The organism is Candidatus Annandia adelgestsuga, from assembly GCF_003956045.1.
GTDB classification, from domain to species: Bacteria; Pseudomonadota; Gammaproteobacteria; order Enterobacterales; family Enterobacteriaceae_A; genus Annandia; species Annandia adelgestsuga.
In genome coordinates this window covers 6,802-21,200 of record NZ_CP026513.1, presented here as the reverse complement: position 1 = coordinate 21,200, position 14,399 = coordinate 6,802, and the positions used below count along the sequence as shown (strand labels likewise).

The 14,399-nt window shown below is 15.3% G+C and carries 13 protein-coding genes and 4 tRNA genes; 1 reads left to right on the top strand and 16 read right to left on the bottom strand.

All coding sequences use genetic code 11. The annotated features are described in order from the left end of the window. Positions 1-50: 50 nt before the first annotated feature. From C3B56_RS00130 to C3B56_RS00120, 3 genes are all read right to left on the bottom strand, one after another. Positions 51-123, bottom strand: a tRNA-Glu gene (locus tag C3B56_RS00130). Positions 124-272: 149 nt separating this feature from the next. After that, on the bottom strand, positions 273-947 hold the full coding sequence (locus C3B56_RS00125; RefSeq protein ID WP_232817394.1) for an RluA family pseudouridine synthase: 675 nt from the start codon (positions 945-947) through the stop codon (positions 273-275). A gap of 38 nt (positions 948-985) precedes the next feature. Continuing rightward, positions 986-1,228 (bottom strand): S4 domain-containing protein, encoded by a 243-nt coding sequence (locus C3B56_RS00120; RefSeq protein WP_126071420.1) that lies wholly within the window; start codon positions 1,226-1,228, stop codon positions 986-988. A gap of 85 nt (positions 1,229-1,313) precedes the next feature. Here C3B56_RS00120 and C3B56_RS00115 point away from each other — a divergent pair, with 85 nt between their 5' ends. Next, positions 1,314-2,312, top strand: coding sequence for a prephenate dehydratase domain-containing protein (locus tag C3B56_RS00115; protein WP_126071419.1), 999 nt, complete (start codon positions 1,314-1,316; stop codon positions 2,310-2,312). On the opposite strand, the gene C3B56_RS00110 is transcribed toward C3B56_RS00115, so the two are convergent. The 13 genes from C3B56_RS00110 to C3B56_RS00050 form a co-directional block, all read right to left on the bottom strand. Further along, on the bottom strand, positions 2,307-3,350 hold the full coding sequence (locus tag C3B56_RS00110; RefSeq protein ID WP_126071418.1) for a chorismate mutase: 1,044 nt from the start codon (positions 3,348-3,350) through the stop codon (positions 2,307-2,309). The genes C3B56_RS00115 and C3B56_RS00110 overlap by 6 nt on opposite strands. A 28-nt stretch (positions 3,351-3,378) precedes the next feature. Beyond that, positions 3,379-4,422: a 3-deoxy-7-phosphoheptulonate synthase gene (locus C3B56_RS00105; protein ID WP_126071417.1), complete on the bottom strand. Its 1,044-nt coding sequence runs from the start codon at positions 4,420-4,422 to the stop codon at positions 3,379-3,381. Between the two features lie 96 nt (positions 4,423-4,518). Next, positions 4,519-4,872 (bottom strand): 50S ribosomal protein L19, encoded by a 354-nt coding sequence (gene rplS / locus C3B56_RS00100; protein WP_126071416.1) that lies wholly within the window; start codon positions 4,870-4,872, stop codon positions 4,519-4,521. 19 nt (positions 4,873-4,891) lie between these two features. After that, complete coding sequence (rimM, locus tag C3B56_RS00095; RefSeq protein WP_126071415.1) at positions 4,892-5,407, bottom strand: ribosome maturation factor RimM; 516 nt, start codon at positions 5,405-5,407, stop codon at positions 4,892-4,894. A 3-nt stretch (positions 5,408-5,410) separates the two neighbouring features. Continuing rightward, positions 5,411-5,668 carry a 30S ribosomal protein S16 gene (gene rpsP / locus C3B56_RS00090; protein ID WP_126071414.1) on the bottom strand — a complete coding sequence of 86 codons (258 nt, stop codon included), beginning with the start codon at positions 5,666-5,668 and terminating at the stop codon, positions 5,411-5,413. A gap of 30 nt (positions 5,669-5,698) precedes the next feature. Then, positions 5,699-7,048: a signal recognition particle receptor subunit alpha gene (locus tag C3B56_RS00085; protein ID WP_126071413.1), complete on the bottom strand. Its 1,350-nt coding sequence runs from the start codon at positions 7,046-7,048 to the stop codon at positions 5,699-5,701. Between the two features lie 48 nt (positions 7,049-7,096). Further along, positions 7,097-7,170 (bottom strand) — tRNA-Arg (locus C3B56_RS00080). A gap of 7 nt (positions 7,171-7,177) precedes the next feature. Then, positions 7,178-7,267, bottom strand: a tRNA-Ser gene (locus tag C3B56_RS00075). A gap of 101 nt (positions 7,268-7,368) precedes the next feature. Next, a complete protein-coding gene (alaS, locus tag C3B56_RS00070; protein WP_157977623.1) occupies positions 7,369-9,984 on the bottom strand; it encodes an alanine--tRNA ligase in 2,616 nt (871 codons plus the stop codon). Positions 9,985-10,019: 35 nt separating this feature from the next. Further along, entirely contained in the window at positions 10,020-11,027 is a 1,008-nt protein-coding gene (gene recA / locus C3B56_RS00065) for a recombinase RecA (RefSeq protein WP_126071411.1), read from the bottom strand. Between the two features lie 198 nt (positions 11,028-11,225). Further along, entirely contained in the window at positions 11,226-12,494 is a 1,269-nt protein-coding gene (gene eno / locus C3B56_RS00060) for a phosphopyruvate hydratase (RefSeq protein ID WP_126071410.1), read from the bottom strand. A gap of 137 nt (positions 12,495-12,631) precedes the next feature. Further along, positions 12,632-12,705 (bottom strand) — tRNA-Met (locus tag C3B56_RS00055). Between the two features lie 141 nt (positions 12,706-12,846). Continuing rightward, positions 12,847-14,399 (bottom strand): UvrD-helicase domain-containing protein (locus tag C3B56_RS00050; RefSeq protein WP_157977622.1); only part of this gene is annotated, 1,553 nt, incomplete at its 5' end.

Below are 14,399 nucleotides of genomic sequence, written 5' to 3'. Positions count from 1 at the left end.
AAATATATAACATATCAATAATTTTTATTTTTTTTATAAAATAAATATTTTGTCTCCTAGGGGATTTGAACCCCTGTTACCGCCGTGAAAGGGCGATGTCCTAGACCTCTAGACGAAGAAGACAAATAATTTATTACTTTAATATTAAAATTAAAGTAATATATAATTATATAGTATTATATATTATAGTCAATAAGTATTAATAAAATTAATATAATTAATAATAATTTTAATTTTGTTGTTTTATTAATTTTTATATATTTAAAAATATTTTACATTTTTTTTAATAAATTTATTATAATAGACATATCTTTTGGTAATTTAGATGTTATTTTAATATTTTTTTTTTTATTAGGATGTTTAAATTTTATTATAGTAGAATGTAAAGCTGGTCTAGGAAAATTAATAATTTTTTTAATTTTTTTTTTATATATTTTTTTCATATTTTTATAATATTTTTTTTTTTTTTTGTTATATAATTTATCACCTAATAATGGATAATTACAACTAGCCATATGTATACGTATTTGATGAGTACGACCGGTTTTTAAATTTATTATAATATGAGTATAATTATTAAATTTTTCTAAAATTTTATATTTTGTAATAGCAATTTTTCCATTTTTATTAATTGACATTTTATTTTTTATAATTTTATCTCTTAAAATAGGTTTATTAATAATATTATTTTTTTTTATATTTCCTATTACAATAGCTTCATATTTTTTAATTATTTTTTTAAATTTTATTTCTTTTTTTAAAAAAAACATAGAAAGCATATTTCTAGCAATTATTATTAAACCTGTTGTATCTTTATCTAATCGATGTATTAAACCAGCTTTTTCTAAAGAAGCGTTATCAGGAAAATGATATAAAATAGCATTAAACATCGTTTTACTTAAATTACCAAAACCTGGATGTACAACTAAATTTTTTTGTTTATCAATTATTATTATATCTTTATCTTTATATAAAATTTTTAATTTTATATTTTCTGGAAATAAATATTTATTATAATTATAATAAAAAAAATTTTTATTTTATCATAACTTGAAACATAAGTATTAGGTTTATTAACAATATTATTATTTAGTTTAACTTTTTTATTAATAATTAAATATTTTATATATGATCTTGAAAATTTTGATAATATTTTTGATAAAACATAATCTAATCTTTTTTTAATCTTTAAAATAGATAATTTTATTTTTATAATTTTTGTTTTCATAATTTATATATAATAATTACATTATAAAATAATATATTAGTTATATTAAAGTAATATATTTTTTTATAAATAAGGTTAAAATATTATGTTTTTTTTAAAAATTTTATATAAAAAATTTAAATATTATTTTATATATTTTTTTTATATTTTATATTTTTATTTTAAAAAATATAAAAAAAATTATAAAAAAAAAAATATAGTTAATAAATTCAAAAAAAAATATAATAAATCAAAAATATTAAATTTTTTTTTATTAGGCCCAAAAGGATCTTATTCAAATATAGCATATATTAAATATATAAAAAATAAATATAAAAATAATGTATTAAAATTATGTTATAATTTTAAAGAAATTATAATAAAAACTGAAAATATAAATAAAAGTTTTGCTTTACTACCTATAGAAAATACTAATTCAGGATCTATATATGAAATATATGATTTACTAATAAATTCTAAATTATATATTTTAAAAGAATTTAATATGAAAATAAATCATTGTTTACTTTCTTCAAAAAAAAATAATATTAATAAAATTATTTTTTTATATAGCCATTCACAACCATTTCAACAATGTAGTAATTTTATAAAAAAATTTTCTAAATTAAATCTTATAAATACTAATAGTACTTCTACAGCTATGAAAATAATTTCAAAAATTAATTCTTTTTCAGTAGCTGCTATAGGTAGTAAAAATGGAGCAAAATTATATAATTTATTTATATTAAGAAAAAATATTAATAACTATAATAATATTACAAAATTTATTTTATTATCAAATAAAAATTTGATAACTAAAAATTTTGATTATAAATTTATAATTTTAATTATTAATTTTAATAAAAATAATAATAAAATTATAAATATTATAATATTATTTAATAAAAATAATATTATAATAAATAAATTAGAATATAGAATATTTAAGAATTTTAAATCACAAGAAGTATTATATATAAACTTTAAAAACAATTTTAATTTTATTAAATTTAAAAAAATTTTAGATAAAATAAAAAAAAAATCTAATTATATAAAATTTATAGGATATTATAAAATAAATAAAAAAAATTTTAAATTATTATAAAAATAATTTATTTATTTTGTTAAATTTTTTTAAAAAAATTTTTTGATTATTTTTTATTGAATAAATAAATTTTTTAAATTTATTACAATATGATTCAATAAATAATATTATATTTTTTTTATTAAATATAATATTATCTATATAAAAATTAGGATTATTTTTAAAAAATAAAATTGTATCTTTTAAATTAAAATTATTAAATAATAGTGGATTATTTGATTTATTTTTTTTTTTAATTTTATTTAATCCATATAAAAAATTAATAAAAATTTTTAAAAAATTAATAAAAATTTCGTCATTATTAAAATTTAAATTTTTTATACATATAATGTTTAATCCCCAAATTTTCATTTGTTTTAAAAACCATTTATAATATTTAAAATTTCTACCATTACAATAATATATTTTTTTTTTAGTTAAATTATAAGTTTGTGAATTAAATTTTGGTTGTAATAATAAAACAGGTCCTTTATGAATATAAAGAATAAGTTTTAAATATTTATATGAAATTACATTTAAATTAACTAAAATACAATTTTTAGATAATTTTAATATAAATAACATAATTTTTTTCAAAGATTCATTAGATATACTAATAATAATCATATCTATTTTATATTTAATAATATTTATTTTATTTATTTCTTTAGGTTTAAATAGATAAACATTATATTTTGAAAGTTGAAGCATTTTTTTAAATAAAATACCAGTATAATTATTATCACTAATAATAATTATACATTTAATATTACAATTAACTTTTTTAAAACCATGAGAATATTCTTTTAGATAAGATTCATACATTATTCTTGACATTAAATCTTTTATTAATTTTTTAGAAATTTTTAATTTGTCAGCAATTAAAAAACGAGATTTTATAATAGATTTTTCTCTTTTAGGAACATGTATTGGTATTCCATATTTACTTTTAATTAAACCAACTTTAGATACTAAATTTAATCTTTTAGATAATAAATTTATAATATTTTTATCTATAATATCTATTTTATTTCTTAAAGATAAAATTTCAGATACCATAATAATTAAATTTATTCCTTTTAAATAATTAATTAATTAATGATTTATAAATATTACATAATAAATTTTCAGTAGTTTTCCAATTTAAACATGCATCTGTTACAGAAATACCATATTTAATTTTATTAATGTCTTTAGTTAAAATTTGTTGTCCTTCATTAATATTACTTTCTAACATTAATCCTATAATAGAATTATTTTTATATTTAATTTGTTTAATAATATTTTTAGCAACTTCTGGTTGTAAATTAAAATCTTTATTAGAATTACCATGACTACAATCTATTACTAAAGATGGTATTAAATTTGATTTTAACATTTGTTTTTCACATTTTATTATTTCATTATTATAATAATTAGGTAATTTACCTCCACGTAAAATTATATGAACATCTTTATTACCTTTAGTTTGTAATATACAAACTTTACCTAATTGATTAATACCAACAAATCTATGTGGTATTTTAGATGCACATATTGCATTAATTGCTGTTTCTAAATTTCCATCAGTACCATTTTTAAAACCTACAGGCATTGATAAACCAGAAGCAATTTCTCTATGTATTTGTGATTCTGTAGTTCTAGCACCAATAGCTGCCCAACTAAATAAATCTCCTATATATTGAGGATTATTTAAATCTAAAACTTCTGTTGCTAAAGGAATATTTAAACTTAATAAATTAATTAATAATTTACGTGCAATATATAAACCTGAACCCATATTAAAAGAATTATCCATATAAGGATCATTAATTAAACCTTTCCAACCAGTAGTTGTTCTAGGTTTTTCAAAATAAACACGCATAATAATATATAATTTATCTTCTAATATTTTTGCAATAGATTTTAATCTATAAGCATAATCTAAAGTAGATTCAATATCATGTATAGAACATGGTCCACATACTAATAATAATCTTTTATCTTTTTTTTTAATAATATTAGAAATAATTTTACGAGAATTTTTAACTTGATTTTTTAAACATTTATTTAATGGAAATATTTTTTTTAATTTTTTAGGAGAAATTAAAGATTTTTGACTTAAAATTCTAAAATTTTTATTTTTTTTCATAATTTTTCTTATTTATATAAATTAATTACAAAATTAAATTTTTAAAATAAAATTTTAATTAATTTTTTTTTAGTTTTTAAATATTAAAAATTATTTTTAATATATATTTTTTTTTTTTAAGTTTAAATTTTTTCCAAAAGATTTTCTTATATAATATAATTTTGATTTTTTAAATAAATTATGTTTTTTAACAATAATTTTATGAATTATAGGTGAATAAATTGGAAAAACTCTTTCTATTCCTTCATTATAAGAAATTTTACGTACAGTAAAATTAGAATTTATTCCATTTTTTCTTTTTGAAATAACTATCCCCTCAAAAGATTGTAATCTAATATTTTCATTTTCTTTAATTTTAATTTGAACTTCAACAATATCTCCAGAACGAAAATACGGTATTTTTTTATTTATTTTAGATTTTTCAAATTTTAATATAAATTTTTTTTTCATATAAAATTATTTTTAATTATTATTTTTTTATATTATTTATATTTAATATAATTTTTTTTTGTTGTAAGTTTATATTTAATAAATTATTATTTTTAATAGAAATAAATAATAATTTTTTTTTTTTATTTAATAAAATTATTATTGGACAATTTATACATTTTTTAATATTGTTAATTATTATTCCTAAATAAGATAAATTTAAATTATAAACTTTACAATTTATTAAATTAAAATAATATATTTCATTATTTATTAATTTTGGAAATTGTATATTATGTATAATAATTTTATAATTAGTTAAAATACATGAATTATTAATATTATTTATGTTATATAATTTAACTAAAAAATTTTTATTTTTATATTTCCAAAAATTAATATAAAAATATTTAATTTTATTTAATATATTAATATACCATGGTATATAACTAAAAATTTGTTTTTTGATATTAGTAAAAGTAAATAACTTTAAATATCCTTTAATGCCATAAAATTTTCCTAATTTACCTATTATTTCATAATTATTTATTAACATATTTTAATATATTACATTGTTTTTATTTTTATATATTTTTAATAAATGATAAATACGTTTAGAAATTTTTGCACCATTTTTAATCCAAAAATTTAAACGAAACATATTAATTTTAAAATTTTCTTTATTATTATTTAAAGGATAAAAAAAACCTATTTTTTCTATAAAACGCCCGTAACAAGGAAATCTATTATCTGATACTACTATTTGATAAAAAGGTATTTTTTTTTTTCCTTGACGAATTAATCTTATAATTACCATTAAATTTCCTCTAAAATAATTTAATAATTGTTAAAATAAATTTTTTATATTATTTGGTAATATATTTTTTAAATTTTTAAATATTTCTTTTATATTATTTCCTTTAATTTTTTTCATCATATTATTCATATAATTAAATTGATCAATTACATTTATAACATCTTTTTCTGTTGTTCCAGAACCTAAAGAAATTCTTCTTATTCTAGAACAATTAATAATATTAGGTTTTGATCTTTCTCTTTTATTCATAGAATTTATAATATTTTTAATATTTGAAAATTGTTTTTCATTAAATTTTTTTTTATTTTTTAAAAAAGGTAATTTATCTATAATACTTTTAATTCCACCTATATTTTTTATATATTGTATTTGTTCTAAAAAATCATTTAGATCAAAGTTTAATCCATATTTTATTTTATTAATTATTTTATTTGATTTTTCTTGATCAATTTTATTTTTAACTTCTTCCATAAGAGATTTAAGATCTCCTATACCTAAAATTCTAGATACTATTCTATCTGGATAAAATTTTTCAATATTATTAATATGTTCTCCGGTTCCTATAAATTTAATAGGTTTTTTCATTATACTACATACTGATAAAGCAACACCACCTTTAGTATCACTATCTACTTTAGTTAAAAAAATACCAGTTATTTTTAAAATTTTTTCTAAAAATTTAGGTATTTTAATAGAACTTTGTCCCATCATAGAATCTAAAATTAATAATGTTTCTATCGGTTTAGTAATATTATAAATATTTTTAATTTCAAATTCAATTTTTTTATTATGATATGATATTCCTGGAGTATCTATTATTAAAATATCATAATTACTTTTTTTAAATTTTTTTAATGATGATTTAGTTATATAAATTGGATCTTTTTTATTATTATATTTTAAAAAACTAATATTATTTTTTAAAGCTAATTTACATAATTGTGATATAGCTGCAGGTCTATAAACATCTGTTGATACTAATAAAATTTTTTTTTTATATTTATTTTTTATTAATTTACTTAATTTTAATGCAGTAGTTGTTTTACCAACACCTTGTAATCCAATTAATAAAATTACAGATTTTTTTTGATTAGGTAAATTAATATTATTATTTTTATAATCTAAAATATTAATTAATTCTTTTTTAATAATATTTATTAATATTTTATTTAAATTTAAATCTTTATATTTTTTATATTTTTTAAATTTAATTTTAATTTTTTTAACAAAAATATCAACAACTTTAAGAACTACATCTGATTCTATTAGAATAAGACGTATTTTTTCTAAAATTAATTTTATATTTTTATCGTTATTAATTTTATTATTTTTAATTTTATTAATTAATTTTATTAAATTTTTAGATAGATTATTAAACATTTTTATTTCTTATTATAATATATAAAAATATTATTTAATTATAAAATTTGCACCCGGAAGGATTCGAACCTTCGACCGCTCGGTTCGTAGCCGAGTACTCTATCCAACTGAGCTACGGATGCTTTTTAAAGATGAGAGAGGGATTCGAACCCTCGATACGGATTTTACTCGTATACTCTCTTAGCAGGAGAGTGCCTTAAACCACTCGGCCATCTCATCTGTTTATAAAATATTAATATATTAATATTAAAATTATTAAATTTATTATATCAAATTTATTTATATTTATCAACTATTTAATTAATATAACTATAAATTAATTATATTATTTTTTTTAAAATAAAATTTTTAATTTTATTTAAATTTAAATTATTTTTTTTTAAAAATATACCATCTTTATTTACAAAATTTTTATTTTTTAAAAAAATATTTTTATACTCTTCATAAAATTTATTTAATATTATTTTTGAATTAATTTTTTCTTTAATACATTCATTAACATATATTATTAAAAAATAATTATTTTTATTATTAAAAATTAAAAATATAATAGTATAATTTAATTTATTTTTAATATAATTTATTATTCTTTTATAAAATTTATAATTAATATCAACTTTACTAATTATAATTTTGTAATTATTTATATTTTTAGATTTATATTTTATTAAATTTATTTCATTTTTAATATTTAATTTTTGTATTTCTTTTATCTTTTTTTTATATTTTTTATTATTTTTTAATATTAATTTTATTTTTGAATCTAATTTATTATCATCAATTTTTAATTTTTTTAAAATTTTGTTCATATTATTTTTTTTTTTTATAATATAATTTATAGCATATTTTTCAGTAATAGCTTTTATTCTATATATATTTTTAGATTTTTTTATTTTAGATTTTATTATAAATATTCCAATTTCTTTTGTATTTTTAATATGAGTTCCACAACAAAATTCTTGAAAAATATTTTCTATATTTATTAATCTTATATTATTATTATTTTTGTAATTATAAATAAATAATTTTTTTTTAAATTTTATAAATTTTTTTTTTTTATAATAAATATTAACATTTATTTTTTTTTTAATATAATTATTTAAAAGTAATTCTATGTTATATAAATCTTTATCAGAAATATTTTTTTTATAATTAAAATCAAAATTAAAATAATTTTCTTTTATTAAAGAACCTTTTTGTTTAATATTACTATTTAAAATTTTTTTTAAAGATTTTTTTAATAAATGAGTAGATGAATGATTAATACAAATATTATGTCTTCTTTTTATATTAATGTTAGCTATACAATTATCATTAATAATAATTGTACCAACTTTTAATATACCTATATGTCCTATAGATTTACTATATTTTTGTGTATCTTGTACTTCAAAAAAAAAATTTTTATTTTTTAAATATCCACTATCTCCTATTTGACCACCAGATTCAGCATAAAATGGTGTTTTATCTAAAAAAATTATACATTTTTCACCATTACAAATTTTTTTTTTAAATTTATTATTTACTATAATATAATTTATTTTAGTTTTGCATTTGTTTTTATAATAACCAATAAATATACTACTTGGTATTATATTATTACTATATTTTAATTTAAATTTATTATTTCTTGATTTTTTTTTTTGTTTTAACATTTGTTTTTCATATTCTTTATTATCTATTGATATACCAAGATTATTACAAATATTTAAAGTTAAATCTAATGGAAAACCAAAAGTATCATATAAATTAAAAGCTATTTTACCATCTAATTTTTTATTATTTATATTTTTTAATTTTTTATTTAAAATTTTTAAACCATATCCTAATGTTTTTATAAATTTTTTTTCTTCTTTTTTAATAATTTTTTTTATGTATATATTTTTTTTTATTAAATAAGGATGTAATAATTTAATAACATTTATAACTGGTATAACTAATTTATATAAAAATGGTTTATAATATTTTATTATATATCCTTGTTGTATACATCTTCTAATAATATGACGTAATATATAACCCCTACCTTCATTAGAAGGTAAAATACCATCATAAATTAAAAATATACAAGATCTTATATGATCAGAAATTATATATAAAAATTTTTTATTTAATGTTAATTTAATAAATAAATTTTTAATTTCTTGTATTATTAATTTAAAAATATTAGTTTTATAATTAGATTTAACATTTTGTAAAACTGATGTAATACGCTCTAAACCCATACCTGTATCAACTAAAGGTTTATCTAATTTTAATAATTTACCATTAGATAATTTATTAAATTGTATAAATACAATATTCCATATTTCTAAACAATTTTTTTTTAAATATTCATTATTTATTAATGAAATATTATTTTCATTTTTATAATTATAATATATTTCAGTACATGGTCCACATGGACCAGTATCACCCATTTGCCAAAAATTAGAAGATATATTTAATTTTTTATTATCATAAATTTTTAATATATTTTTTTTAGAAATACCAATATTTTTAATCCAAATATTATAAGATTGTACATCTTTATAATATACAGTTACTAATAATTTATCAGGGTTTAAATTAAAAAGATTTTTATTTGTTAATAATTCCCATGCGTATAATATAGATTCTTTTTTAAAATAACTTCCAAAACTAAAATTTCCTAACATTTCAAAGAATGTATTATGATATTCATCATTTCCAATATTATTTAAATCATTATGTCTTCCTCCTACTCTTATACATCTTTGTGATGTTACTACTTTTTTAAAATTAAAATTTTTATAATTTCCTAAAAAAATTTCTTTAAATTGATTCATTCCAGCATTAGTAAATAATAATGTAGGATCATTATATGGAATTAATGAACTGCTTTTAATAAAAACATGATTTTTATTAATAAAAAAATTAATAAATATTTTTCTAATTTCATGCATACTTTTTTTCATTAATATTTCCATTTAAATATTAATTATTATAAATATTATTTTAAAAAATTATTTTTTAGTAATTTTTTTTTAATTTTGTTTTTTAAATTAATATAAATTTTTGGATTATTTTTTAAATATTGATAAACATTTTTTTTTCCTTGACCTATTTTATTTTTTTTATAACTATACCATGAACCTGATTTTAATATTAAATTATGTTTAATACTTAGTTTTAAAATCTCATCATATATATTAATACCTTTACCAAATATTATTTGAAATTCAGCTTGTTTAAATGGAGAAGAAACTTTATTTTTAACTACTTTAACTCTAGTTTCATTTCCTATTATATTTTCTCCTTTTTTTATTAATCCTATTTTTCTAATATCTAATCTAATAGATGCATAAAATTTTAAAGCATTACCACCAGTTGTAATTTCTGGATTACCAAAATTGATTCCTATTTTAATTCTAATTTGATTTATTAAAATTAATAATGTGTTTGTTTTTTTTAAATTAATTGATAATTTTCTCATTGCTTTTCCCATCATTCTTGCAGTTAATCCTATATGAGAATCTTCTATATTTCCTTCTATTTCCTTTTTTGGTGTTAATGAAGCAACCGAATCTATAACAATAACTTTTACAATACCTGATTTAGATAATTTATTACAAATTTCTAAAGCTTGTTCTCCATTATCTGGTTGTGAACATAATAAATTATCAATATCTACTCCTAATTTTTTAGCATATAAAGGATCTAAAGAATGTTCTGCATCAATAAAAGCACAAATTTTGTTTTCTTTTTGAGCAGAAGCTATTATTTGTAAAGTTAAAGTAGTTTTACCAGATGATTCTGGACCATAAATTTCTACTATTCTTCCCATAGGTAAACCACCAACTCCTAAAGCAATATCTAAAGATAAAGAACCAGTAGATATTGTTTTTATGTTCATAGAATGATTATCCCCTAAACACATAATAGAACCTTTACCAAATTTTTTTTCAATTTGATCAATTGTTATTTTTAATTTTTTTTTTTTTTTTAAATCTATCAAAATATCATCCTATTTTATATTTATTAATTAAATTTTTATAAATTATTTTTATTAAATTTTTATTTTAAAATTATAATTAAGAATAATAGTTAAATAAAAATTTTATTATTTTAAATATTAATGAAGGTAAAATATATATTATTATATAAAATAATATATAAAATATTATAAATTTAGTAAAATTATTTATTTTTATTATCATTATTTATTTAATTGTTTATTAAGCAATTCCTCTATTCTAATTAATCTATTATATTTAGCTATTCTTTCAGAACGACTCATGGAACCACTTTTAATTTGATCAGCAGAAACTCCAACTGCTAAATCAGCAATAGTAGTATCTTCAGTTTCACCAGAACGATGTGATATTATAATTTTATATCCATATTTTTTTGCTAAATTAATAGTATTTAAAGTTTCAGTCAAAGAACCTATTTGATTTAATTTTATTAATATAGAATTAACTATTTTTTCTTTAATACCTTTACGTAAAATTTTATTATTTGTTACAAATAAATCATCACCTACTAACTGTATATTTTTTCCCATTTTTTTTGTTTGATATTTAAAACCTTCCCAATCATTTTCATTTTGACCATCTTCTATAGAAGATATATTATATTTTTTAGATAAATTTTTTAAATATTTTGTAAATTCTTTAGAATTAAATTTTTTTTTTTCACCTTTTAATTCATATTTTTTAGTTTTATTATTAAAAAATTCAGATGAAGCACAATCAATAGCAAGAACAACATTTTTACCAATTTTATATCCTGATTTTTTTATAGAAATTTTAATACATTCTAAAGCTTCTTTATTAGATTTAAGATTAGGAGCATATCCACCTTCATCACCTACATTAATATTCATATTTTTTTTTTTTAATATTATTGCGAGATTATGAAATATTTCTGAACCCATTTTAATAGCTTCTTTTATACTATTTATATTAATAGGTTGAATCATAAATTCTTGAATATCAATATTATTATCTGCATGTATACCACCATTTATTATATTTATCATAGGTAATGGTATAGAAAAATTTTTATTATTATTTAATTCTGCAATATGTTCATAAAGTTCCATTTTTTTAGATTTAGCTGCAGCTTTAGCATTTGCTAAAGAAACTGCTAATATTGTATTAGCTCCTAATTTAGATTTATTATTTGTATTATCTAAATTTATTAAAATATTATCTATTAATTTTTGATTTTTTGAATTTTTATTTTTTATAGAATTATTAATTATATTATTAATAAAATTAACTGATTTTAAAACTCCTTTTCCAAAAAATCTATTTTTATCATTATCTCTTAATTCTAATGCTTCTCTAGAACCAGTAGATGCTCCTGAAGGAGAAGAAAAAATTCCTATAGAACCATCTTCTAAATGTACTTCAGCTTCTATAGTTGGATTTCCTCTAGAATCAATTATTTCTCTACCAATTACTTTTATAATTTTAGACATATAATCCTACTAAGTTAATATTATTTAATTATTTTAAATTAATTAATATATAAATTTTATATCTTATATATATTATTTTTTTTAAAAAATTTTAAAATTATAAAAATTTTATATACTAAATAATAATTAAAAAATATTTGCGGGGGTTGGATTTGAACCAACGACCTTCGGGTTATGAGCCCGACGAGCTACCGCGCTGCTCCACCCCGCTATAATTTTATATCATATATTAATTAATATATAAAATCAAAAAAAAACGTTTTATTTTTTTTATTATAATATTTAATATAATATAATATTAAAATTAATATTAATAAAATTTTATAAAATAAATTAATAAAATAAAAAAAAATTATAATATATTTTTTATTTTTATATATTTTATATTTTTTGTTAAATTAAATATTTTTTTTTTTAATTCAATCTCATTCATAGGAATTCCTTTTTGAAATAAATAACCTATAGCGCTTTTATGTAAATCACTTTTATTTTTTTTATTTTTTATATTTTTTATAATTGGGGCAATTCCAATATTACAATTCCAAATTGATCTTGTTAAAGATACGTATAATATTCTTAAATCTTCTGATAATCTTTTTTTTTCTTTTATTGTATTATTTTTAAAATTATTATTATTAATGTTATAAAAATTTGATATAAATGGCAACCACACTAATGGATATTGTAATCCTTTTGATTTATGTACTGTTATAATTTTAACTCTATTATTTTTTTTTATATAATTTAATTTATTATAAATATTATTTTTAGAATATAATTCATTTTTTTTATATAACCAATATAATAATTTTTTTTTATCATTTAAATAAAAAAATTTTTTATTTAATATTTTTATTAATTTTAAAAAGTTTTTAAATCTATTATAACCATTATATAAATTTATAATATTAATATCTATATTATAATTTTTAATTAATAAATTTATAAAAGATAATATACCGTATCTATCCCATAATAAATAATAATAATTAAATTCATTATATTTTTCTAAAAACATATTATTATTTATATTAATATTATATATTTCATTAAAATTTTTATTTAAAATTTTTGTAGATAATGCATTTAATAAAAATTTTTTATTATTAGGATTAATAACTGCTTGTAATATATATAAAATTTCTTTAGATTCTGAAGTATTAAAAATTTCTTCATTTTTATTAACATAATTATCATAAGAAATATTATATTTATCTAAAAAATTTTGAATAATATAAGATTCATGATAATTTCTGACAATTATAGTTATATCAGATTTTTTTAAATGTTTTATTTTTTTTTTACTATTAATTAAAATAGTTTTATATTTTTTATTAAATAATAAATTATAGATATTTAACGAACATTGATTTGCCATAATATTTTCATATTTCTCAATATCTATTTTCTTTTTTGAATATAACCAAATTTTTAAACCTGCACATATATTTTTTTTTTGTATTAATATTTTATTATTACTAATTATAGATTTTTTACTTTTTATAAAAAAAATTTTATTTGATAAAAATGGTTTTTTATTTATAGAAAATATAAAATTTACACTTTTAATCATATTATATGAAGATCTCCAATTAATATTCATATAATAATTATTATTAATTTTCTTACTTATAATAAAATAATTATTTATATCAACACCTCTAAAAGAATATATAGATTGTTTTGGATCTCCCATTAATATTAGAGATCTGCTATTTTTTGAATATATATAATCAAATATTTTATATTGTTTATAATCAATATCATGAAATTCATCAATAATTGCAACTGGATATTTTTTATAAATTTTATAAGAAAAATTATTATTATTTTTTACATTTATATAAATTTTATTAATAATATCTTCAAAATCTATTATATTTTTTTTTTTTTTTTTTTTTATTA